Here is a 23602-nt window from a genome sequence, read left to right on the forward strand (position 1 = left end):
ACACCCTTCTCAGGGCCGATATAGCTCAGTTGGTAGAGCAGCGCATTCGTAATGCGAAGGTCGTAGGTTCGACTCCTATTATCGGCACCATCTTTTCTCGTAAAATCATCAAGTTACTATTGCAGTATTTTGCTTTGTTCAACACTAATGTGCAATTTTGCGCGTTGTAGGTGTGGCAAAATTGTGGCAAAGCTAATTGGTCAGCATTTGCATCATTACGCTAAACAAACTACTTCCTTATAAACGTAATGTGTTGACCTTATCGATGCGTTGCATGAAAGACAGTTTAGTGATGAAAAATCTTATAAATTAACAGCTTAAATACATTATCCGATAGAGCTAAGTGCCAGAAAGGGACACTCTGGTTACATAACAATGAGTGATACAGTTCACGTAGTGAAGGTACTATGCCTAGGTGTTTGATTACACTTTGATCATTGATGATACGCTCATGAAGGTATTACTTTCCTGTAATGAGCAGGTAGGTAACGATGTCGAACTAAATGAATTTATAGTAAACTTTGCAACAAGAGAACAAGGGAGTATGAGGGGTTATGGCTACTGCAGAGCAGATCAAAGCTTTATTGAAAAGCCACGTTGATCGTGATGATCAGCGTTTCTTTTCTATTGCTTTGCAGGTGGCAGCTAAGGAAGCAAGGCAAGGTCATCATAAGCTTGCTAATGATATAAAAAACTTAGTTGATAAAAATCAGAAAACAACGAGTTCTGTAGGTTTAGTTGAAAAACGACTTACACCATTTGTTAAGCAGCCTGATGGTGATCTTAAGGGGTTACTTGAGCAAACGAACAAGCCAGTACATCTTCAAGAACTGGTGATTTCTGGAAGCGTTAGGGAAAGATTGAATCAGGTTCTGCTTGAACAAAAACAGAAAGATAAACTTTCTGAGTTTGGGCTTATTCCAAGAAGAAAAATTCTTTTCACTGGTCCTCCCGGTACTGGTAAGACAATGTCCGCATCAGTCATTGCTACAGAGTTAAAGCTACCACTTTATACAGTCGTCTTAGATAATCTAATCACTCGCTATATGGGTGAAACTGCAGCTAAGCTGCGTTTAATTTTTGACCACATACGGCAAACAAGAGCTGTATATTTTTTTGACGAGTTCGATGCTATAGGAACTCAGCGTGGCGCTCAGAATGACGTTGGAGAAATTCGTAGGGTCTTAAATTCTTTTTTAATGTTTGTAGAGCAGGATGATTCTGAGAGCATAGTTTTAGCTGCAACCAATCATCCAGAGCTTTTAGATCGCGCCTTATATAGACGATTTGACGATATTATACCGTTCACAAGGCCTGAGGATAATCTAATCAGGAATCTTATTGAACAGAGACTCGCTGTCTTTGACCTCGGTAATTTATTTTGGAGTGAGATCATTGATAGTGCTTCAGGTCTAAGTGCAGCGGAGATCACGCGAGCAAGTGAAGATGCTGCCAAAGAATCAGTGCTTTATAATGCAAACAATATTACAACCGATTTGTTAGTAAAGGCTATAAAGCGTAGGCAAGAAAGTAGACAATAAGGGATGAAATGACTACCAACAAGAGGCATATTTTATTAAACGGCTATGTTTCCCCCGAAAACTATCGCTCTAGGAGCAATGGTCGTAGTCCCCAAGTCCCAACTCGTGATCGAGCGGTACATGGTATATCATTACTAAATCAGTATAGCCGTATATTGAATCATTATGATGAAAGACCGAGGCTTCCCCCTGTTACTGATGAAAAAGGGATTTATGTTAGGCTAATCAGTTTTGAACAATGCGATCTTCCTATAGATAAAATCGATAATACTTATTTCAAGCTTTGTTCTTTAGTTAAATCAAATAATCGTGAAACTGCGATTATATACATTAATGAAAATGACAGAACTAAATTCACTAAAAAAATAAATGACTATTTGAATCCATCGAAGGATGGTATCGAGTTCCCTAGAAATCATTTGTTAATTGATAGCATACAAAATATCGAGTTAGCAGATATAACTTCTTTCTGGACAGATAAAAAAGATCTTATTCCGGATGATCACGGTGTTGAAAAGTGGTTTGAGCTTTGGCTTAAGGGTAATAAGGAGGATGTGCTAAATATTGCTCGGCGTTTATGCGAAAGAATTAATGGAAGGCTCGGGAATACTTCTATTAATTTTTTCGATACTACTGTTGTTCTTATCCGTACGAGTCTATCGAGATTAAAAGTTTGTCCTGAATTAATATCTAATTTAAAAGAGATAAGATCAGCGAGGGATGATATATCAGTTATAGTTAATTCCTTACCTACAGAACAGCATCAGTGGGCAGAAAATGTTGCTGCAAGAATTACGCGTAACAATGAAGCTGATGTTTCTGTTTGTATATTAGATACAGGTGTTAACTACAATAATCCACTATTATCTAGATTTACTAACTCATCACTGGCAGCTGCTTGGGACATATCTTGGCCACTTTTCGATGATTATAATCAAAGGCCTTATAATGACCACGGTTCCAGACAAGCAGGACTATGTGTTTATGGAGATTTCCTGTCTGTTTTATTGAACGATCAGGACATTTCGATTCCGTACAATATCGAATCAGGAAGGATACTACCTCCAAGAGCTACTAATGATCCTAATCTTTATGGAGCTATTACTACAGGAACGTCAAGTCGTCTGGAGCTGGAAAACCCGAACTGGCGCAGAGTTTATTCGCTTGCTGTGACAGCAGAGCCTAATACTCTTGGAGGCCAACCGTCCTCATGGTCTGCAGAGATTGACAAGTTTAGTTTTGGTTTAGAGGATGATATCCGCAGATTATTTATAATTTCTGCGGGTAACTCTCAACCTACAAATTTAGAATTAGATTATTGGGATTCAGTGACTCTTGCTGAAATTGAAGATCCTGCTCAATCTTGGAATGCATTAACTGTAGGGGCGTATACTGATAAAACAACCCATACAGACCGCGAATATGATGGTTGGTCTCCTTTCGCTATGTCAGAAGATATTGCACCGTCATCTCGGTCATCGGTATCCTGGGGATGGAAAAAGCATGCCCCATATAAGCCAGATTTAGTAGAGGAAGGCGGAAACAAACTTTTATCACCTAGCCGTGATGAAATCACAAATACAATTGAATTATCTTTGCTCACAACCTCTGGCAGGGCAACAAATCAATTGTTTGAAGTTAATTCAGATACTAGCGCAGCCTGTGCTCTAGTATCAAAACATGCTGCTATGCTAATGGCTCAGTACCCAGAATATTGGCCTGAAACTATTAGGGGATTACTTGTTCATACAGCAAGATGGACTAGTCGTATGCACGAACGATATAGAACAGAACGTGCACAGGGGACACCAAAATCGGCTAAAGAAAGCTTATTAAGGATGGTTGGTTATGGAGTACCTAATTTAAATCGAGCAATGCATAGTGCGGAAAATGCACTTACATTAATATCTCAGTCGGAAATCACCCCATTTAAAAGAGATGGTTCTACTGATCCTACATTGAATGAAATGCATCTGTTTTCACTCCCTTGGCCCGTAGAAGCTCTTCGCTTACTACCACCAGAAACAAATGTTATTTTAAGAATCACATTGTCGTATTTTATTGAACCTAATCCAAGTCAAAAAGGATTCAGACGACAATATTCGTATCAATCTCATGGATTGAGATTTGCAGTTATTAGACCTAATCAGACCCTCGAAAATTTCCGTGCTTCGATAAACCGTAATGCGAATAATGAAGAATACAATGGACCTGAAGGAGATGCGTCAGGATGGTTTCTGGGGCCTCAACTCAGAGTTAGAGGTTCATTACACTCAGATGCTTGGAAAGGCAGTGCTGCAGATTTAACAGAGATGAATACTATCGCTGTCTATCCTGTTGGTGGATGGTGGAAATATCGTACTGCGCAGGATCGCTATATTAACAATGTTAAATATAGTTTATTGGTTAGCATAGATGTACCAGATGAGAACATTGATATTTACAGTGAGATTCAAAACATTATTCAAATTGATAATCAAATAGATATTGAACATTAAGGTTTTATGCCTAAGGTTTAATGAGTTTGAAATGAAAAATCCTTTACTAATTGGCTGGGTCGATGATAAAGACCTGGCCATCTTTTTATACGGAAATGATTTATGTTTTATTTTACTAAATTTATATTAGAACCATCGTGCAGATTGTGATAATTCCTTCATACTGATTTTTTACCTATTATAGTTGATTTTTGTTGCTTGATATCTCTCTTTAATACAACGGCGTAGTACAAATAATATATGCCTTAAGTTAGCGTTTATGCACTATTTATGGAATTTGCATGTATGATTTATATAGTTTTCTTGAAGTTTTATCCAAAAATCGCTATCAGTATTGAAGATTTTAGAAAGTAATTCCCCCTCTCTATTACTTATATTTTTAGAGTGTCGTAATATATCGTCAATTCTGCTATAAGGTACTCCCATCAAATTAGCTAAGTCACGTGAAGACATAGCTAAAGGTTTCAAATACTCATTTAAAAGAATTTCCGCAACAGAACTGGGTCTAGCTTTCATCGTTGTCATGGCAACCTCACATTCATCTATCTTAGAACACTTTATCTTCAGTGATAACTTCATAGCGAAACAAAAATCTGCATTTATCTTATAATTTAATTTACTATTGTCTCCTCTATTGTGGCATCTACGCTACGTCCAGCGCTTCAAATTATCAAACCTGGCCTCACCAGTCGGATTTGATATCCTCATATGATACTTATCTCAAGCCGGTTTCCAATGAGGGTAACCCCTCAGCAACAAAGCTTTTCTACGATTGTTACCCGTTTATCTTTTGCATTGCTGTTTTTGTAGTTTAGATATACATAACCCTTAGTAAAAATAGTATAGCTAAACAAATGATATAAAAGATTTAGCTGTGGCATTTTACTTACTAAATTTCGATATATCCGTTGTCAGAAATGAATCATTTACAAACAGTGTTTCTTATAAAGGTTAGCTAACCAAATTTATAAGTTATCTACAACTCTCTGTTATTTACATTTTGTTTCATTTTATTTATTGCTATTTAGTTTAGCTAAACAATCTATTTTATCATGTATAATCTGTGTATTTATCCACAGATTCTGTTAATAATATTGTGTATAACTTGTTTGCTTATTTTTTATTATATGACATATGAGGTACGCCTTTATGACATATGAGGTACGCTTTCATGACATTTGAGGTACGGATATAATTTAAAATTGTCATAATAAACAAATGAATATATCGCTTTTCCACACCTCTCTAACCTGATCTTTAACCTTTTATATAACCAAAAAGATTAAAGGAATTATTAAAACCTTAGTGTCATTCAGAAATCGGTCAATAAAACCAATTTCATATGGAGTAAAAATCCGATGAATAAAAATCCTGTTGACATTATTCTTTTTGCCAGTAAGTTTTAATTATTCTCAATTCATAACGTTGGTTAGCAAACTTTAGCGGCTAAAATTTTAGCCGCTAAAATCCTCAAATTTCTACTGAGAGATGGGTTCTTCGATGAAATCAGTTATGCCAGAACTTATAACCGTTGAAGAGTTGGCTTTTGCATTAAAGAAAACTGTAAAAAGTATCCGCAGTGATGCAACGCGAAATCCAAAATGTCTTCCACCAAGATGCCGTCTTCCCGGTAATAAACGTCTTCTCTGGCGTAGAGAAGATGTTAAGGATTGGATAGATAAATCTGTTGAGTCAAAGACAGAAAATGACGATATAGCGAAAGAGATAAATAGGTTTCAAAGGAAACGTGGCAGGCCGCCAAAACCCAAGCCGCGAGAATAAAAATATTTCTTAGGGTCATTCAAATAATTTCCCTTCCAATAAACACATATGCTGCACATTTTTACACTACTAATCCTGCACAAATGCTTTAGGAAAACACACTGAGTACACAGGAATACACAATACGTACACAGATTCACAACGGCAAATGTAGGGCAGGACATGTAAAGTAGGCCCACCGTAAACGGTGCTTCTACTTTACCTTCTCTTATTAGCAGCTGGGCTGCTCAACGGAGTCCTGCTCTGCGAGGCTGATCGGCTACCGCCTGTATGGAGAATGATATGACCGTTTCTCAGACTAGAAAAAATAGTACACCAATTAAAGTTTATTGTTTGCCAGATGAAAAAGCGCAAATCCAGGAAAATGCAGAAGCATCTGGCTTAAGTGTAGCGAGCTTCATTCGTAAAGTAGCAATGGGTTATCAGGTTGAGTCTATTGTAGATATTGAACAGGTTGTAGAGCTTAGCCGAGTAAATGCTGATCTTGGTCGACTTGGTGGGTTACTTAAACTGTGGTTAGCTAACGATCCACGCACAGTTGATTTTTCACCCTCATTGATCAAAACGTTGCTTGCTAAAATAGAATCAACCAGACAAGAACTAAGAAATATTATGGATAGAATCTTGGACAAATAAATTTATGGTTTCCTAAATATCTGTATCAGTTAAAAGTACGAGTTTTCAATATCAATAATCAGTTAAAATTGAGGTGGGCAAATGAAGTTAATGCTCCGAGTATTTTCATCACCGAGAGGGATTTTAGCAGCTAAAAAATCATTAGCAGCTTCCTTCCTGGCGTCCATCATGGCATTACCGGCGACAGCCGGTATCCCTGTAATCGATGGTACTAATGTGGTGCAGACCACAATCAGCGCAGCCAACAACGTTCAGGCTGTGGCTAAACAGATCCAGCAGTACCAAACGCAGCTGCAGCAGTATGAAAACATGCTGAAAAATACAGTCGCACCTGCGGCATATATCTGGGATCAGGCCAATTCGACCATCAACAAATTGTTGCAGGCGCAGGACACCCTTAATTACTACAAAAATCAAGCCGGAAGTCTTGATTCATATCTGAAACGTTATCAGGACGTGAATTACTACCGCTCATCACCGTGTTTTAACAGTAATGTTGAATGTACTACGGATGAAATTAGCGCACTGCGTAAAGCTGAGCAGAACAGTTCTGAGGCACGTAAAAAGGCCAATGACGCCGTGTTTAAGGCTCTCGACGAACAGCAGGAAACACTGCAAAGCGATGCTGATAACCTTGCAGATTTGCAAACTCAGGCAACCAGCGCACAAGGGCAAATGGAAGCTATTCAGGCCGCTAACCAGCTTGCCAGTGCTCAAACGAACCAGTTGCTGCAAATCCGCTCGCTTCTGGTATCCCAACAAAACGCTGCAGCAACACTGGCACAGGCTCAGGCCGATAAAGAGGCCCAACAAATAGTAGCTGATGAAAAAGCGTTAGCTGGCAAGAACACACCAAGCCCGAAGCGAATTTGGTGAGGGATAGCTGAATGAAAGATAAACTTTTGGTCATTTTTATTCTAATCATTCCATTGATTCTATGCTCTTGCGATAAAAAAGATGAAGATTGTTTATCGACGCCAGAGAATAAATTGAACGAACATAACTATGATAAATGTGCCCTGCGCAGTAATAACAATCCTAGCCCTAAGCGAGAATGGTAATTATGAGAATAGTAAGCAAACTCACTTTTTTGGGAATGATTTTTTTGTTTTCTGTAAATGCTTATGCTGGTCAATTAGATAGTAGCGGATTACTTGATACGTTATTAGATAGGTTTCAGCAAGTAGCCAGCACATGGTCATTAGTAATTGGTGATTATGCAAATTGGCTCTTCTGGGGGCTGGTATTAATAAGTATGGCTTGGACATTTGGTATGTTGGCGATGCAAGGGGAAGGTTTAACCAGTGCACTTGCAGAGATAGTTCGTTTTTTTGCCGTGATTGGTTTTTTTTATTATCTTTTAATCAACGGCCCAGCCATATCACAATCTATAATTAACTCAATGAGACAACTTGCAGCAAATGCTTTAGGAACAAGTACTGGTATTTCACCCTCCAGCATAGTTGATATGGCTTTTGTGATATTAACAAAGGTCAGTTCAGCAGCATCAATTTGGTCTCCAATGATTTCGACCATTATGATAACCGTCGCGATAATAGTATTAGTAGTAATGGCACTTATCGCGATAAATATGCTAATAATGTTAGTTTCTGCTTGGGTGTTGTGTTATGCAGGAGTTATTTTGCTTGGGTTTGGTGGCTCAAAATGGACTTCTGATATAGCAATAAATTACTTACGCACAGTATTATCGATTGGTGTTCAGTTATTTACGATGACATTAATTATTGGGATTGGGCAATCATTTATAGATCAGTATTTTTCTATTATTAAAAATGATATTCCTGATCTTAATAGTCTTATTGTTTTACTTCTGGCGTCAATTATTCTTTTAGTATTGACGAATAAATTACCGTTGTTGTTATCAGGCGTTGTAGGAGGAGCGTCCTTACAAGGGATCGGTGGTTTTGGAGCAGGTATGATTACTGGCGCTGCTACTACTGCAATCAGTGGCGCTGGGGCAATGGCAATGAGCGCTACAGCTCAAGTCAGTGGTGGTGCTTCCGCTCTAAAAGCAGCATTTGAATCTGCACAAGCGGCGATGGCCGAAGAATCTGGTTCTGGTGATAGAGGTGGTTCAGGTGGAGGATTTGGCGGCGGGGAAGATACCGGTTCCGTAGATACTTCTGGAGGACAACCATCAGGCGGTTCCGGTGGTTCTTCTGCAGGGAGCAATGCAGGTAGCTTCAGCGGAGGAAGCCAAGGGTTTGCTTCATCATTCTCACGAGCTGGCCGCATGGCTTCTCACATGGCGAGCGGACTGTCTAATGGAGCTGCGGAGTATCAGATGATGAAGGGAAGTACTAATTCTATCCGAACACAACAGACCGTTGGTGGGGAAATAGCGAATCAAATACGTAAACACACAGCCGATCGTCAGAGTAACCACGAACAGGATGAGTTTGAGGGTGATAGTTTAACTGGCAGTAAAAAATCTTGATTTAGGCGCGTCAGTTAGCGCGGTAACGTTAACTGACGCTTCCACTAACCACCTGTAAGGAGGTGGATAATGGCTGATTATAATAGCTTTGTTTTGGAAGGAATAAAAATTATTTTTGCCGATAACAACAAGGAGTTTATTAAAGAGATTTGTGAACCATTGATAAATATTCTATGTATCGAAGAGTATTATTCTGCTACCGGAATTTATAATTATGATGATGCTGATGTGCAAACTGAGTTACTTAAAAATGCATTAAGGGACTATAAAATAGCTCACTAGTGAGAAGAGGCTAACTAAATGTTAGCCTTTTTTATTTTGATTTTTAGATTGTTCAATGTGATAATTTAATACTTCTCTCTTTGCCTCTTCATAGGTTAGCTCTCCATTGATTACCTTACTTTTTATTTCATTAAAAAATGAGGAGCCTTTGGGATCTTTACTTGATAAAAAAAGACTGGCTTCAGCTCTCCGAAAAGCTTCTTTCCTTGCTTCTATAGAAAATGAATTAGCAGGGTTATTTTTGTTCATAAGTTGAAGTGCCTTTATTATTTATATTCGAGATGTTTTTATCTACAAGAGTTAGTCTTAACTCCGAGAATTTATTTCCTGATATTTTATAACACTGATTTTCATTTTTTTCAATATAAAGAGATTTGCTTTCTGAGCTACCACATGTCGTAGATGTTCTTGCATCGAGAAAAATAAACTTTTCTTGAAATCTTTCAATGTATTTCATTGCTGTCATGCTAATAATAAAAAGAGCAACTGACACAGCAAAAAGGGATAAGCCTGATACTAAACGATTAAAATTAAATTTCCTTTTAATAACTAATGAACTAGCTAAATTGACCATGTTATAGGGGACCATAATTATAAGTCCTATTAATATTATTTTTTCAGGAAGATTGTTCACCTGTATATGATGTTGAGCCAAGCTTCCAATATATACTGAAATCATAGAGGATATTACTATTTTTGCTGGGGATACATCTCGCAAAAATATGTATATATAGACTGTAATTGCACAAATCATTGCCCCTATTGGAAATGAGAGCATGAAAGCATAAGCTAATGTCGAGTAATTAAGGTTTTCTGGGACTATACCATAAGCTATGTCAAGCTTAAACTTTGCGATCCATAAGCATACGGAATATGTAAAGCCAGTTACGCCCCATTTAACTACTGCATTATTAAATACTTTATTTAATAAATCACGATATCCTATGTATACACTGGTTAATAAAGCTATAGATGATAGGAAAATTGGAGCGGCAATGTATATATTTTCTAGCCATAATGGGTTTTCTACAATCAAGTATCCAAAAGGTATTAAGTATATTATAGCCAATAGTTGAGGGTTGTTTAATTTTGGTGATGCATCAACTAACTTATTTTTATAATCCATACAACGTCCTTATTTCAACTTTAACGCCAAATCTTCAGCTTTTGGATGATAATACCGCATTAGCATTCTTGGATCTTTATGTCCTGTAATTTTGGTTAGTTCATGCATAGGGAAAATTTCAGCAAGTCGAGAAGTTGCTTCATGTCGAAGGTCATGAAATCTTAAATCTTTAAGGAAAGATTCATCACATAATGAGTTTGTTTTCTCGTATCGTTCTCTGGCTCGTTTTACAGCTCGGTCAAAAGCTCGGGTAATCGCGTCTGCACGCATATCAAAAACCTTATCAGCAGCTGGCTTAGAATGTTCCTTGAGACTGGACAGTATCGTAATGGCTTTCGTTGATAAAGGGACATCGCGGGCATTACCATTCTTAGTATCCGGCAGATGTGCAACTCGCCGATCAAGATCGATAAAGCGCCATCGAAGCTCTGCGATTTCGCTACGGCGCATGGCTGTCTCTAACGCCAGAAGAATGATTGCTGGCAATACTAATGAATGTGTTGCGGCGATGATATGTTCGATCTCGTTGGCTATTTGCTTTCCTGACGTAACACCGGTTTTCTCAGAAACTACAGGCAGCGCTTCCAGGCGTCTGGTCCTGGAGTTCTTGGGTTGGGGTTTGCGAATGGCCTCTACGGGGTTCAGCAGGCTCTCCATGCCCCATTCTTTCCGCGAAACATTGAATACATGAGAAAGTAAGGCCAAACGCCTTAAAACGGTTGCAGGAGCATAGATTTTCAACCATTCATCTCTCAGCTTGGCGACATCGGCACTCCTGATGCTGGCCATATAGTTTTTCGCCAGCTGAGTGCCTTTTAGTATCCGCACCAATGATCGGTCTTGCACTGCCCCTTTTTTGTCGGGAACAATCTCTTTTTCATATCGCGTTAGGGCTTCATACAATGTCGTAGATTCCGCTTCGCTGCGGCTAAGCCAAACTCCTCTCGCCATTTCTGACTCGATCATTTTGGCCCAAGCTTCTGCTTCTACTTTGGTGTTAAAGGTTTTGGTTTGAGAGGGAAAACCACGTTTACGGATTTGAGCTTCCCATTGGTAGTTACCACGTTTGCGTATAGTCGCCATTTCTGTCTGATTCCTAACGAACTGTGGCAATATTGTGGCAAAAAATCCATTTAAATTCGATAGGTATTGATTTTACAAGATCAATTTACGCATTCGTAATGCGAAGGTCGTAGGTTCGACTCCTATTATCGGCACCATCTCAAGTTCCTCAAACGTCCGTATTCATCCATAAATACACTGATTTATAACGACTTTATTGCTTTTTTGTCCATCACCGTCCGTAACCATCCAGTAGAATCCGACACTGAATGTGTATAGGATTGTGTATATGTTCCTGTTCGGTCTTGGATTCCTATCCACATGCCTTTAAACGATATGCAGATTCGCCGCGCTAAGCCTGAAACTAAAGCCTATACACTCGGAGATGGGCAAGGGTTGTCATTGCTAATTGAACCTAATGGAAGCAAGAGCTGGCGGTTCCGTTATCGTTTTGCCGGTAAGCCAAAAATGATCTCGCTGGGTGTGTATCCGACGATCACACTTGCAGATGCCAGTTCTCGTCGTGATGATGCCCGAAAACTTGTGGCAGAAGGAAAGAACTGTGATCCTACCCGCGTAATATGGGCACAACCCTAAGCGAGGTTCTGGTTTTCAAATTGTTCCGGACTGAGACCGCCACAGGCACTGTGACGACGCCACCGATTGTAATCACACTCACTATAATTAAACACTGCTGTCCGCATTATTTCCCGGCTGACAAAGTCCTCTCCGTGGATACATTCCACCTTCAGCGTATGGAAGAAGCTTTCCGCACAGGCATTGTCGTAACAACAACCTCTGGCGCTCATACTTCCCCGCAGATTATGGCGTTTCAGTAAGCTCTGATAATCCGTTGAACAGTACTGACCGCCTCTGTCTGTATGCACGATGACATTTTCCGGACATTTACGCCGCCACAGCGCCATCTGTAACACATCGCAGGCAAGCTGTGCTGTCATCCGCGAGGACATCGACCAGCCAATGACTGACCGCGACCACAGATCGATAACCACGGCCAGATAAAGCTAGCCTTCACCAGTGCGAAGATACGTAATGTCACCCACCCACTTCTGATTCGGGCCGCTGGCGTAAAAGTCCTGCTTCAGCAGATTCTCTGAGACTGGCAGATCATGTTTGCGGTAACTGACCGGACGGAACCGGCGCGAGGCTTTCGCCCGCAGCCCCTGCCGACGCAGACTGGCCGCCACGGTTTTCACGTTGAACTGGTAACCCTGAGCACGAAGCTCATCCGTCAGGCGTGTGCTGCTTGCGTGGCTTTTTGGTGGTTGATGCTGGTTTTGTCATGTGAGTCACTTCTTACTTGTGAGTTTACTCACTTAGTCGCGTGTCCACTATTGCTGGGTAAGATCAATGGCCTCGCTGACCGGTCATGACATGAACGCCGTGCATATCCAGGATCTTCTGGCGGTGGATACGTTTATTCCCCGCGCGGTGCAGGGTGGCATTGCCGGGGAATGTTCAATGGAAAACGCCGTTGGCATTGCGGCGATGGTGAAATCCGATCGCTTACAGATGCAGGCTATCGCCAGCGAGCTAAGCGCCCGGTTAAATACCCCAGTTGAAGTCGGTGGTGTGGAAGCCAACATGGCTGTGGCTGGCGCGTTAACGACGCCTGGATGCGCCGCTCCGCTGGCGATCCTCGATTTAGGCGCAGGATCCACCGATGCCGCCATTATCAATAACGATGGCGTAGTACAGCGTTGTCGCCGGGCAGGGTAATATCCGTGGTACTGAAGGCCCGCGCAATGCGGTGGCGACCGGGCTGGTTTTAGCCGGAGAAGCCAAAAAATAGTGCAGAAAATAGCCGCGAAAGCGTTTAGCTGCGGGGTAAGTCAAAGAAAGGCGATGTTCTCTTTGATATCCCGGCGGAGTTGGGTACATAGTATCAAGGTGTCTCTCACGTGGTTAATTTTAAGGATAAGAGCATGCCAACAGCAATTGAAAAAGCCTTGGATTTTATTGGTGGTATGAATACTTCGGCGTCAGTGCCCCATTCAATGGATGAAAGCACCGCTAAGGGAATTCTAAAGTATTTGCATGACTTAGGTGTGCCAGCGAGTCCGGAAGTTGTGATGGCACGGGGTGAGCAGGAGGGATGGAATCCTGAGTTCACGAAAAAAGTGGCCGGATGGGCAGAAAAAGTCGCCTCCGGTAACCGCATCCTTATCAAAAACCCAGAGTATTTTTCGACCTATATGCAGGAGCAGCTCAAAGAACTCGTGTGAGCTGACTATCGAATAAAACGCTAACGGACGTTTCCATCTAAGGATGGCGGCGTCCAGAAGGGGTTGCCAGTGACAGTTTTGGACTGCCGATTCATTTCTTTTCGTCAAATTAATGTCTATATATTTATTGAATAAATATATAGTTCATAACTTACTACGTTGCCATTACCGCGTCATTCTTAGATGATCTACATTTCATAAAACACTTGATTCCATTTTGTCTCTATTAAGAAAAATAAAATGTGAACGCTGTCAATTCTGCAAACGTAAAAGATAAATATTGTATACACGGATGTTTGTTGGCAAACAGGCAGATGGCAATCAGGATCTTTTACGGAACATTGTGTATGAAAAATAATATTGAAGAGACAATAGGTAAGTACTTGCCTGTTTTAATGATATTACCTCTGGCGGGTTTGGCAGAGTTAGCTTCTTTATATTCAATCCAGGCTTTATTACCAAAGTTAAGTGAGGTTTATAATATCCCATTGAATCAGGTAGGGATGATTTTGTCTGCTGAGGTGGGGTTTCTGGCATTAGCCATGTTATTTAGCGGCACGTTATCTGACCGTTTTGGGCGAAAGCCAATCATTTTTTATTCGTTGCTGGCAGGAGGTATTTTAACTCTACTGTGCGCAACTGCATCATCATGGCCGATGCTGGTGGTATACCGCGCTTTGCTCGGCATTGCAGTAAGTGGTATTACGGCGGCCGTTACAGTCTATATCAGTGAAGAAGTCTCTCCTGCTTTGGCAGGGATTGTTACTGGATATTTTATTTTTGGCAATTCGCTAGGGAGTATGTCTGGTCGTGTGTTTGCAACTTTGATGATGGAGCATGTATCTATAGATACGATTTTCTTTATCTTCGGTGGTGTTCTGATTGCTATGGCACTCGCGGTGAAGTTGTTTCTCCCGACATCCCGACAGTTTGTTCCTACACCTTCACTACAGCTTGGTGCAGTGTTGAAAGGCGGGTTGGAACATTTTAAGAATATCCGCGTATCATTATGTTTTGTCATTGGATTTATTCTTTTCGGCTCTTTTACGTCCATCTTTAATTTTCTGGCGTTTTACCTGCATCGACCGCCTTATGAGCTGAGCTACACCTGGATAGGTTTGATTCCAGTTAGCTTCTCATTAACTTTTTTTCTTGCGCCATATGCTGCCCGTGTCGCGTTGAATATTGGGTCGATGAATGCGCTCAGTATGCTGATCATCTGTATGATGGTCGGTGCATTTCTCACGCTAATCGCCCCTTCTCTGTGGGTTTTCATTTCAGGTATCGTTTTACTGTCAGTCGCATTTTTCTCTGCTCATTCCACCGTATTAGCCTGGGTCAGTTCACGGAGTCCAAACGCAAAAGGACAGGCGACATCGTTTTATCTGCTTTGCTACTACTCTGGCGGTGCAGTAATGGGGTATTTAAACGGGTATCTTTTCTCCTGGCAGGGATGGAATGCTATTGCGGCATCATGTCTGATGATGCTGGGGATAGGATTATTTATCTGCCGGTTTATTTTCGCAAAATATGAGAAACAACCGCAAATCAAAAAACAGTCAGTTCAGGAGAGTTTCTGATTATAGACACGAAGTGTGTTTTTATACTTTCCATAATGGAATCATCATTTTTTCATTAATGTGTCACTATAGCTAAAAGCTTAAATTGTGAATATTTGGCTACCCGGATATTCGTTGCTCCAGGAATATATATGTCTGCTAAAACGCTGTATGAAAAATTAGTTGAGTCACATACCATTCGTGAACTTGATAACGAAGGACATGTTTTACTTTATATTGATCGTTCAATACTGAATGAATATACCAGCCCGCAGGCATTTAGCGGGTTAAGAGAACGCGGTCGCACCGTTCGGCACCCCGACACGTTTTTATTGAATATTGACCATGTTAATCCCACGCGGTCGCAACGGGATGTCTTAATGACCGATCCGGGAGGACAGCTACAGGTTGATTACTTTCGGGAAAATGCCGCTGACTTTGGCATCACATTATTTGATGTGCTGGATCCGCGTCAGGGGATTGAACACGTGGTTGCTCATGAACAAGGGCTAGTGATGCCTGGCATGGTGATCGCCGCCGGGGATAGTCACACGACAACCTACGGTGCATTTGGCGCGCTGGGCTTTGGTATCGGGACGTCGGAAATTGAACATCTGCTGGCCACGCAGACGCTGGTTTACCGCAAGCTCAAAACCATGCGCGTAAGTGTTCAGGGAGAGCTACCTTTCGCCTGTTCCGCAAAAGATATTGTTCTTGAATTGCTTGAACGTATTGGCGCTGATGGCGCGACGGGATATGCCATTGAATTTGTGGGTGAGGCCATCAGCGCGTTGAGCGTTGAAGGACGAATGACGCTCTGCAACATGGCGGTAGAAGCGGGGGCGCGTGGTGCCATTATTGCGCCGGATAAAAAGGTTTTTGACTATATCTACGGTAAACCGCAAATGCCTGTAGGTGAACTCTGGCAGCAGGCATTGCTGGAATGGTCACAGTTGAGCAGCGATGCTGATGCGGTATTTGATAAGACGGTGGCGATCAACTGCCATGATCTTGAGCCTAAAGTCACCTGGGGAATCAGTCCGGATCAAACAGGTTCCATCACCGGACGTGTCCCTTTCCCGGAACAGGAAACCAATCCGCTTAAACGCCTGGCGCTTGAGAAGGCCCTTCATTACATGGGATTAACGGCTGGCATGTTGCTGAAAGATATTCGTATCTCTCACGCTTTTATTGGTTCATGCACAAATGGTCGCATTGAGGATTTGCGTGCCGTTGCGAAGGTGCTTGAAGGGCGCAAAATCGCCAGCCATGTTCGCGGGATCATTGTGCCTGGTTCAACAATGGTAAGACGCCAGGCGGAAGAAGAAGGACTGGCGAAAATCTTTATTGCTGCCGGTTTTGAATGGCGGCAGTCGGGTTGCTCAATGTGCCTTGCGATGAATGAAGATGTGTTGTCGCCCGGCGATCGCTGTGCATCAGGTACGAACCGTAATTTCCCTGGACGACAGGGCGCTGGAGCAAGAACGCATTTGATGAGCCCGGCGATGGTTGCGGCGGCGGCGGTAGCGGGGCATCTGGTCGATGTTCGGTCATTACTTCAGGCAGGGGAATAAGATGGATACGTTTAAGCAAATCAGCGGGCGAATTGCGCCGATGCTGGAACCGAATATCGACACTGATGTGATTATGCCAAAACAGTTCCTGAAAGGGAGCGATCGCCAGGGGCTGGATAAAGGGGTGTTTTTCGATCGTCGCTTTATGGCTGGCGGCCAACCAAATCCTGATTTTATTCTGAACATGCCGGGCTGGCAGAGCGCGACATTCCTGCTGGTTGGCCCCAATTTTGGCTGTGGATCGAGTCGTGAACACGCCGTATGGGGATTAAAACAACTGGGAATACGGGGGCTGATAGGTAGCACATTTGCAGGCATTTTCGATGATAACTGCCAACGCAACGGGATCCTCACGGTCTCATTAGATGAACCTGCTTTGGCGCGCCTGGCGCAGCTTGCCGCGAGTGCTGATACCAATTCTATCACTGTTTCACTCGATCGCTGCGAAATTACGACGGCAGAGGAAACGATCTCCTTTGTGATCAGTGAACTCAAACGGGCGATGCTGGCCGCAGGCGAAGATGCGATAGCCTGGACATTGCAATACTTGCCGGAGATTGAAAATTTTGAGGTTGCGCATTATTCACGGCGGCCGTGGTTAAAACGCCCTGCATCTCCGCGCGGTTAAGGAAGAAGACTGCAATGAAACTGGTTCAATATCTTGTGAACGGTGGCAAACGCTACGGCATTATGCAGGAAACCGGAATAATTGATCTCTCGCAGCGGCTTGGCGACAAATATCCCACTTTGAAATCTCTACTGTGCGCTAATGCGCTGACGGATGCGGCGTTATGGTGTGATGAGCCGGCGGATTATTACTACCAGGAAGTCACTTTTCTGCCGGTGATTGACGATCCGCAGAAGATCATCTGTGTCGGAATGAATTACGCCGATAAGCGTATTGAGTTTAATGAAACCAACCCGGCCCCAACCCTTTTTGTCCGCTTTGCGGATTCTCAGACCGGGCATAATGGCCTGCTGCTGAAGCCTGAAAATACCAATGAGTTCGACTACGAAGGTGAATTAGCCGTAGTGATTGGGCGGCGATGCTCCCGGGTCAGCGCTGAGGATGCTTTAGATTATGTCGCCGGATACAGCTGCTATATGGATGGTTCAGTGAGGGACTGGCAGCATAGCTGGTTTACGGCTGGAAAAAACTGGCCTTCGACAGGATCATTCGGTCCGTGTCTGGTGACCACAGACGACATTCCCGATCCCCAGATGCTACGTTTACTGACACGACTAAACGGGCGGGAGGTGCAGAACGAATCTACGGCAAATATGATCCATCCTATCGCTTCACTCATTGCTTATATAAGCACCTTTACTCTGCTTTCCCCTGGCGACACGATCCTCACAGGGTCGCCTGGTGGAGTGGGCAAAAAACGCGTTCCACCGCTGTTTTTACACGATGGTGATGTTATTGAAGTTGAGATTGAACATATTGGAACCCTGCGTAATGTCGTCCGGGATAGCCGTTATTTAACATCATCTGTTAGCTGGCATGATGGGAGAAAGTGATGAGTACACTGATTGAATGCGGCGCCTCTCCGTTTATTCCGGGGTTTGCGCTCAAGGATGTTCGTCTGGAAAATGGTCTGACGGTAAGAGTGGCTATCGGAGGCAGCGGTTCACCTTTGGTACTGCTACATGGGCATCCGCAGAATCATACAACATGGCGGAAAGTCGCACCGACATTGGCGCAAAATCATACAGTCATTTTGCCGGATTTGCGTGGCTATGGCGACAGCGATAAACCAACGAGCGATCCGGCGCACCGTACCTATTCAAAGCGCACCATGGCGCAGGATATCGTCATGTTAATGGACGCGCTCGGCTTTTCCCGTTTTGCCTTCGTAGGGCATGATCGTGGCGGACGCGTAGGACACAGGCTCGCGCTGGATTATCCGGATCGTGTGACCTGTTGTACTTTTATCGACATTGCTCCAACCGCGACGATGTACGCCTTGACCGATAAATCCTTTGCTACGCGTTACTTTTGGTGGTTTTTCCTGATTCAACCTTTCCCGTTACCCGAAACGATGATTGCGCACGATCCGGCATTTTTTCTGCGTAAGCATATTTCTGGCCAGCTAAAAATAGAGGGCGCGACCTCGCAGGAAGCATTCAATGAATACCTGCGCTGTTACCAGAACCCTGAGATGATCCACGCGATCTGTGAGGACTACCGGGCTGCTGCGACGATTGATTTGGACGATGATGCCGCAGATACGTCGGCGCGTATCCGGTGTCCGTTACAGTTGCTGTGGGGAGGGCTGGGAACGGTAGGGCAACTATATGATGTGGTTGGTACCTGGAAAGAAAAGGCGCTAAACGTTCAGGGGGAAGCATTGCCTTGCGGACACTCCCCGCAGGAAGAGTGTCCTGAGTACTTTATCCAGAAACTTCAGTCCTTTTTACATTCAGTGTTATAACTCGGTCATCCTTTGCAACTTCGCACTGATGCTATGAAAACGACACCTGTAGGAAAAAAACATCGCCAGCCCCTTGAGGGCTGGCCTTCTGTTGAAGATCTTTTCGTTTTTGTCACCGTTGCTCGCAACGGTGGATTTGCCCGGGCAGCGCTGGAACTGGGGTTATCTCCCTCCTATATCAGCAAACGTATCGCTATCCTTGAAAAATGTCTCAACGCCCGGCTTTTTTTTCGAAATAACAGAGTGATGCGTCTCACACCGGAAGGCGAAAATGCGCTGTGTGGGGCTATGCAGGTCGTCAGTGAAATGGATGGTTTTGTCAGTCGTCTGGATAATCAACGTGGTGTGTTGGCTGGTAATATCACCATCAACTGCTCATTTGGTTTTGGGCATAAATATGTCGCAGAGGCGCTGTCGTCATTTATGATCGCCTATCCTGATATTACGGTAAAACTCACGCTAACGGATCGTGAAGTGGATCTGGTGGAAGAGGGAGTCGATATTGAAATTCGCGTTGGGGATGATATCAACGAATTGTATATCGCACGGCAGTTAGCCACTAATCGACGGATCCTGTGTGCTTCCCCTGAATACCTCGAACGCCACGGCAAGCCAGAGTCTGTTAGTGCGCTTGTGCAGCACGATTGCCTAATGATTCAGGAAAAAAACTCGGCATTTGGCAATTGGATATTAACGGACGGTAAGCAGCAGACACATTGCCGACTAAACGGTTTTCATTCTTCCAACAGCGGCAGTGTGGTGCTTATTTGGGCCCTGAAAGGCCATGGCATTACATTGCGGTCGGAATGGGATGTTGCGCAGTATATTGAACGAGGTGAGCTGGTTCGCGTGTTGCCTCAGTGGTATCAGGAAGCGAATATTTGGGCTGTATATACCCGGCGTTCATCAAGTTCTGATCGTATCAAAATCTGCATTGATTTCCTCACGGAGCATCTTGCACAATGCTTGCCAGGCGGTAAAGCACCGGGCGTACTGTGATCAGTCGGCGCTAACTGTCGTGGCGCCAGATGCTCTGACTTACGTTTACTGTTAGGTGTTCTTTTTGCCAGCACCCAGTAGCTTTTAGGGCGTTGCGTTGGTGGCGCGGTTTTGTTTCCGCTATCGTGGCGAAGTTATCTTTTATCCCACCACGCGGCCCAACCTCCACATAGATACCTCCATTATTACCGGATTTCTCACTTGGTTTTAACGTCATATTTTATCTCCTGATTTTTGGGTGACGATTATCGGAGGTTGAGGATTCTATTGGTATCGGCTGGATGGCATTGTAAGTATCACACACTCACTCCATAACAATCAGATTGATTGAGCGACTACTTTAGCTCAATAGATATGTGTTCATCTTAAGCGTATTATCGCAGGTTGGCAATTAAAATCCTTTTAAAAAACAATACCATACATCAATTCAATATGCTGATTTTTCGAGGTTTTCTCAAATTTAGTTATGCTTATGTAATGCTACCTGACTGACTAAAAGTAATGCTCTTTTCACACAAAAGCCTTAACAGAGGAAACGCAATATTACGTGACTTAATGCCTCTGCTCATTCTCATTAGTTATACCAATGTAATGTTTTCTCACAGCAAAAGAGAAGCAGCTACCTGTGCAGCATTATAGGCGGAAAATCCATTAGGGGTATTACCAAAGATGAAATAGAAAATTAATATTATTAATTAAATGAATATGAAACAGGTATTGTTCCTGTTATCGTTACAACCTTTTCTGTCATAACAATCTTCTCATTTTCTTTCTCGCATACTTGCTGAGCATGGTATAAATGTCTATGAGGACGTCAGTCCGCAAAGTATTCGTTCTGCATGGTATGCCTTTCGCTATTCTCAGGGGGGTGAAATGAAAGTTTTCTTTGATGGAGTCTATATAAGTATATGAAATTGATAATAATTCTCCTTCTCGCGCTATTCCCGTTATGTTCATCTGCCAGCAATCATTATGCCCTTGTTTTTGAAAATAACACGATACTGCTTGTTTTAAATCTTAAATGTTCCCCCTGTGATTTAAACTGCGCAAATATTCAATATCAGCTTTTCAATAAAGAGACGGAGTCTGTTATTTCAGGGGGTGCTAAGCCTGTGACAACGGGCATCGAAAATAATTTTCGTGGTTATATGATGCGTAATAATAATACGTCCTACACATTAATTGAATCAGATAATAAAAACGTATGGGATATGTCTGTTGAGGAGAAGGGAACTCAACAGAACAAAGATACCGTGCAAAAAGTAAAATATCAGCTTAATGCTATTTTTGACAATGGTACATGCTGAGTCTGGCTTGCCTCAGGGATACGATCGTATCCCTGAATATTTCCCATCAAAACTCAGGAGTAAAATCATTCTCACTAATATATTTTTCCAGTATGGCGGTATATTGTCGCCAGTTCCCGGAGTCATTGATTACTGCATAATTTATCGATGCTCCCGGCGTTGGCGAGCGTGTTAGCGGCACATCAAGTGCTGTTTTCGGCGCAACCATGATATCGCCGATACTTTTCTTGTTATCCATCGTTAACGTTAAACTCATATACCACGAGGTGGGGTTAACTATCCGTATAGTATTCTCTTTAGCAATAAAGCGTAATTTTTTCTCCTCCGCTTCCGTTGGCGCTTTTAATCCGGTCGGGCGAATTAAAATTTTTAGTCGCAAACGAAGCGGTAATACCAGTTTTCGCGGGTGGTTTTTAATGTCATGGGGGAGTGGCGGTATCTGATAAATGTTTAGCCAGAAGAGACTCTCCCGGTCCGTTGCAAGCTGCTGGCGGGAACTCAGGAGCAGGCGAAGCGTTCTCAGTTCTCCTGGCTGCATTTTAAATACCGGCGGCAGCGCCACTAGCGGCGTTTTGCTGTTATCCGGAGAGGCGTCAATGTTTCCGGCGTCGGTCCATACCTGTAACAGCATCGGCGTTGTATTATCGTTGGATAATGTCAACGATTGAGCGACCTCATCTGAAGCAAAAATAATTCGGGTTCTGTCAATATTAACGGCGGCTTGTGCCGGGCCATACCATCCCGTCAACCCAAGTAGCGTTAATATGACTTTACTGAAAACTAACCACTGCCTGTAATTGCGCATTCACGCTTCCTGCCGTTACTGTTTGTCCGCCGATCGCCTCAAGCGAGGCAGTAAAATCACCGCTGTAGGTTTCTACTGAACCGGATGATACCCGTGTGGTTAAATCTTTATAGCCATACCAGCCTCGGGCGTTGCCAGTGCCTGTCTTGATCCGATCGGGTAACAGGTTAATCGGCGTACCGGCATCGTTATAGATGCGGATACCCACTCCGGAAGCTACGCCAGGTTCGCCATAATGGGTGTCCAGTAGCCACGACAGACCGCCTGCGGATGTGGTTAGCCCCAGGCGACGCGCCGCCGCCACGGCGGTGGGTTGATTAACGACAAACCCCATTGCGACATTAGCGGCGCTGGTGGACGGGAGGGCACTGGACACTGCGCCGGACTCACATTCCAGGCTGACGTGGAAAGGCGCCTGGCTATTGCCTCCGGCGGCTAATATGCCGACGGCGACAGGGGGAATTTTCACGATCGCAGGATAATCTGTGATTTTACATAACGCGCCGCGAACATAGGTGACGCTATTATATGTACTCCATGCCCCGGGCCAATAGCTGGGCCAGCCATAATAATCGCTGGCATGATCCAGTCCCGCTTTGATCCGCTCGGTAATCAAGCCTGGGCCTTTAAACGCGATATAACCCCGAGGCTGCGTCCAGGTATCTCGGTCCATTGGATTCTGGTAGGCAAAATATTTTCTTGAGTCAATTTTAAACATCTCATATAGCACGTTGCTAAACGCGCTGGCAGGAATATAAATATATTTGTCATCCTGAAACCAACTGTCTGCGGTAAGTTGGCGTTCTTTCCAGAAACGGCTGTAATATTCGCCGGTACTGAGGTTTGTCATACGGACAGCAACATTACGCTCCACATCATAATAAGCGCCTTCTACTTCGGGAGTAAAAAATGCCCCCGCAAAAGCGCTATCGCCATTTGTCGAATACATCTCATAGAGCTTCCCGGCATCGGCGGAATCGCAGCGGTAAAGTACCTGTTTACTGGAATAGGGCGTGCCGGTGGCAGCCGTCAGGAAGTTACCGATCCCACTGGCCAATAGTGTGCCGGAGGGTTGAAATGTTTCACTATTACTGATGCTAATCACCGTTGGCAAACCGATATTACCGGTATTCGTGTCAGTTGCGCCGATCCAGTTTTGCGCCGTGTAGCCCGCTTTTATCGCCGCGTCAGAGAGCGCGCTCTTATCGGTGACTTTGATACATGACGACCATGTTCCGGCGCTGACGAACAGGCTGGTGATAAACAATAGCGTTCGGAAACTAAAAAGCATT

23 protein-coding genes, 2 tRNA genes and 4 pseudogenes are annotated in these 23602 nt (G+C 43.3%); 21 read left to right on the top strand and 8 right to left on the bottom strand.

Annotation, left to right across the window (positions count from 1 at the left end; genetic code table 11):
• Positions 1-14: 14 nt before the first annotated feature.
• The 3 genes from ACLJQJ_RS00240 (at position 15) to ACLJQJ_RS00250 (ending at position 4039) form a co-directional block, all read left to right on the top strand.
• Positions 15-90, top strand: a tRNA-Thr gene (locus ACLJQJ_RS00240).
• A 464-nt stretch (positions 91-554) separates the two neighbouring features.
• On the top strand, positions 555-1541 hold the full coding sequence (locus tag ACLJQJ_RS00245; RefSeq protein WP_044066426.1) for an AAA family ATPase: 987 nt from the start codon (positions 555-557) through the stop codon (positions 1539-1541).
• 8 nt (positions 1542-1549) lie between these two features.
• Entirely contained in the window at positions 1550-4039 is a 2490-nt protein-coding gene (locus ACLJQJ_RS00250) for a S8 family peptidase (RefSeq protein WP_063809045.1), read from the top strand.
• 264 nt (positions 4040-4303) lie between these two features.
• On the opposite strand, the gene ACLJQJ_RS00255 is transcribed toward ACLJQJ_RS00250, so the two are convergent.
• Positions 4304-4564 carry a HigA family addiction module antitoxin gene (locus ACLJQJ_RS00255; protein ID WP_072018501.1) on the bottom strand — a complete coding sequence of 87 codons (261 nt, stop codon included), beginning with the start codon at positions 4562-4564 and terminating at the stop codon, positions 4304-4306.
• Positions 4565-5539: 975 nt separating this feature from the next.
• Here ACLJQJ_RS00255 and ACLJQJ_RS00260 point away from each other — a divergent pair.
• The 6 genes from ACLJQJ_RS00260 (at position 5540) to ACLJQJ_RS00285 (ending at position 9197) form a co-directional block, all read left to right on the top strand.
• Complete coding sequence (locus tag ACLJQJ_RS00260; RefSeq protein WP_020244701.1) at positions 5540-5821, top strand: hypothetical protein; 282 nt, start codon at positions 5540-5542, stop codon at positions 5819-5821.
• Positions 5822-6103: 282 nt separating this feature from the next.
• Positions 6104-6457 carry a conjugal transfer transcriptional regulator TraJ gene (gene traJ, locus ACLJQJ_RS00265; protein ID WP_001460377.1) on the top strand — a complete coding sequence of 118 codons (354 nt, stop codon included), beginning with the start codon at positions 6104-6106 and terminating at the stop codon, positions 6455-6457.
• A gap of 81 nt (positions 6458-6538) precedes the next feature.
• Entirely contained in the window at positions 6539-7333 is a 795-nt protein-coding gene (trbJ, locus tag ACLJQJ_RS00270) for a P-type conjugative transfer protein TrbJ (protein ID WP_063809046.1), read from the top strand.
• An 11-nt stretch (positions 7334-7344) separates the two neighbouring features.
• Positions 7345-7518: a hypothetical protein gene (locus ACLJQJ_RS00275; protein WP_015965741.1), complete on the top strand. Its 174-nt coding sequence runs from the start codon at positions 7345-7347 to the stop codon at positions 7516-7518.
• Positions 7519-7520: 2 nt separating this feature from the next.
• Entirely contained in the window at positions 7521-8915 is a 1395-nt protein-coding gene (gene trbL, locus ACLJQJ_RS00280; RefSeq protein ID WP_063809047.1) for a P-type conjugative transfer protein TrbL, read from the top strand.
• A 69-nt stretch (positions 8916-8984) separates the two neighbouring features.
• Positions 8985-9197 carry a hypothetical protein gene (locus ACLJQJ_RS00285; RefSeq protein ID WP_001460380.1) on the top strand — a complete coding sequence of 71 codons (213 nt, stop codon included), beginning with the start codon at positions 8985-8987 and terminating at the stop codon, positions 9195-9197.
• A 21-nt stretch (positions 9198-9218) separates the two neighbouring features.
• Here ACLJQJ_RS00285 and ACLJQJ_RS00290 read toward each other — a convergent pair whose 3' ends face one another.
• The 3 genes from ACLJQJ_RS00290 to ACLJQJ_RS00300 are packed head-to-tail and all read right to left on the bottom strand — an operon-like array spanning position 9219 to position 11406.
• Positions 9219-9446 carry an antitoxin VbhA family protein gene (locus ACLJQJ_RS00290; protein ID WP_063809048.1) on the bottom strand — a complete coding sequence of 76 codons (228 nt, stop codon included), beginning with the start codon at positions 9444-9446 and terminating at the stop codon, positions 9219-9221.
• The gene (locus ACLJQJ_RS00295) at positions 9433-10323 is read right to left on the bottom strand and encodes a hypothetical protein (protein WP_063809049.1); all 891 of its coding nucleotides are present in this window, start codon (positions 10321-10323) and stop codon (positions 9433-9435) included. The genes ACLJQJ_RS00290 and ACLJQJ_RS00295 overlap by 14 nt, the downstream gene beginning before the upstream one ends.
• 9 nt (positions 10324-10332) lie before the next feature.
• Positions 10333-11406, bottom strand: coding sequence for a site-specific integrase (locus ACLJQJ_RS00300; RefSeq protein ID WP_001396517.1), 1074 nt, complete (start codon positions 11404-11406; stop codon positions 10333-10335).
• Between the two features lie 25 nt (positions 11407-11431).
• Between ACLJQJ_RS00300 and ACLJQJ_RS00305 the strand changes: the two genes are divergently transcribed.
• Together ACLJQJ_RS00305 and ACLJQJ_RS00310 are read left to right on the top strand one after the other, a co-directional pair.
• Positions 11432-11543, top strand: a tRNA-Ser gene (locus ACLJQJ_RS00305).
• A 163-nt stretch (positions 11544-11706) separates the two neighbouring features.
• Positions 11707-11961: pseudogene (locus ACLJQJ_RS00310) on the top strand (Arm DNA-binding domain-containing protein); the annotation flags it as partial.
• A gap of 17 nt (positions 11962-11978) precedes the next feature.
• Here ACLJQJ_RS00310 and ACLJQJ_RS00315 read toward each other — a convergent pair.
• Positions 11979-12647, bottom strand: a pseudogene (locus ACLJQJ_RS00315) (IS3 family transposase); the annotation flags it as partial.
• A 109-nt stretch (positions 12648-12756) separates the two neighbouring features.
• On the opposite strand from ACLJQJ_RS00315, the pseudogene ACLJQJ_RS00320 reads away from it, so the two are divergent.
• The 9 genes and pseudogenes from ACLJQJ_RS00320 to ACLJQJ_RS00360 form a co-directional block, all read left to right on the top strand.
• A pseudogene (locus ACLJQJ_RS00320) lies at positions 12757-13122 on the top strand (diol dehydratase reactivase ATPase-like domain-containing protein); the annotation flags it as partial.
• A 4-nt stretch (positions 13123-13126) separates the two neighbouring features.
• Positions 13127-13198 (top strand): hypothetical protein, encoded by a 72-nt coding sequence (locus ACLJQJ_RS00325; protein ID WP_071604630.1) that lies wholly within the window; start codon positions 13127-13129, stop codon positions 13196-13198.
• A 109-nt stretch (positions 13199-13307) separates the two neighbouring features.
• The gene (locus ACLJQJ_RS00330; protein WP_001573898.1) at positions 13308-13631 is read left to right on the top strand and encodes a DUF1889 family protein; all 324 of its coding nucleotides are present in this window, start codon (positions 13308-13310) and stop codon (positions 13629-13631) included.
• 341 nt (positions 13632-13972) lie between these two features.
• Positions 13973-15211, top strand: a complete 1239-nt coding sequence (locus tag ACLJQJ_RS00335; protein ID WP_077909702.1) for an MFS transporter — start codon at positions 13973-13975, stop codon at positions 15209-15211.
• 131 nt (positions 15212-15342) lie between these two features.
• Positions 15343-16764, top strand: a complete 1422-nt coding sequence (leuC, locus tag ACLJQJ_RS00340) for a 3-isopropylmalate dehydratase large subunit (protein ID WP_001274861.1) — start codon at positions 15343-15345, stop codon at positions 16762-16764.
• 1 nt (position 16765) lies between these two features.
• Positions 16766-17392, top strand: coding sequence for a 3-isopropylmalate dehydratase small subunit (gene leuD / locus ACLJQJ_RS00345; protein ID WP_063809050.1), 627 nt, complete (start codon positions 16766-16768; stop codon positions 17390-17392).
• Positions 17393-17406: 14 nt separating this feature from the next.
• Complete coding sequence (locus ACLJQJ_RS00350; RefSeq protein WP_000780210.1) at positions 17407-18285, top strand: fumarylacetoacetate hydrolase family protein; 879 nt, start codon at positions 17407-17409, stop codon at positions 18283-18285.
• On the top strand, positions 18285-19199 hold the full coding sequence (locus ACLJQJ_RS00355; protein ID WP_000105592.1) for an alpha/beta fold hydrolase: 915 nt from the start codon (positions 18285-18287) through the stop codon (positions 19197-19199). The genes ACLJQJ_RS00350 and ACLJQJ_RS00355 overlap by 1 nt, the downstream gene beginning before the upstream one ends.
• 33 nt (positions 19200-19232) lie before the next feature.
• The gene (locus ACLJQJ_RS00360) at positions 19233-20198 is read left to right on the top strand and encodes a LysR family transcriptional regulator (RefSeq protein ID WP_058821337.1); all 966 of its coding nucleotides are present in this window, start codon (positions 19233-19235) and stop codon (positions 20196-20198) included.
• Here the strand turns inward: ACLJQJ_RS00360 and ACLJQJ_RS00365 are convergent.
• Positions 20143-20415, bottom strand: a pseudogene (locus tag ACLJQJ_RS00365) (cytoplasmic protein). The gene ACLJQJ_RS00360 and the pseudogene ACLJQJ_RS00365 overlap by 56 nt on opposite strands.
• A gap of 691 nt (positions 20416-21106) precedes the next feature.
• Here ACLJQJ_RS00365 and ACLJQJ_RS00370 point away from each other — a divergent pair.
• Positions 21107-21505, top strand: a complete 399-nt coding sequence (locus ACLJQJ_RS00370) for a hypothetical protein (RefSeq protein ID WP_023259676.1) — start codon at positions 21107-21109, stop codon at positions 21503-21505.
• 46 nt (positions 21506-21551) lie between these two features.
• On the opposite strand, the gene stbE is transcribed toward ACLJQJ_RS00370, so the two are convergent.
• Both stbE and stbD read right to left on the bottom strand, forming a co-directional pair.
• Positions 21552-22310: a fimbrial biogenesis chaperone StbE gene (gene stbE, locus ACLJQJ_RS00375; RefSeq protein ID WP_063809051.1), complete on the bottom strand. Its 759-nt coding sequence runs from the start codon at positions 22308-22310 to the stop codon at positions 21552-21554.
• Complete coding sequence (stbD, locus tag ACLJQJ_RS00380) at positions 22276-23601, bottom strand: fimbrial usher protein StbD (RefSeq protein WP_000899090.1); 1326 nt, start codon at positions 23599-23601, stop codon at positions 22276-22278. The genes stbE and stbD overlap by 35 nt, the downstream gene beginning before the upstream one ends.
• Position 23602: the final 1 nt, after the last annotated feature.

This window comes from Salmonella sp. SAL04202 (assembly GCF_046550775.1).
GTDB classification, from domain to species: Bacteria; Pseudomonadota; Gammaproteobacteria; order Enterobacterales; family Enterobacteriaceae; genus Salmonella; species Salmonella enterica.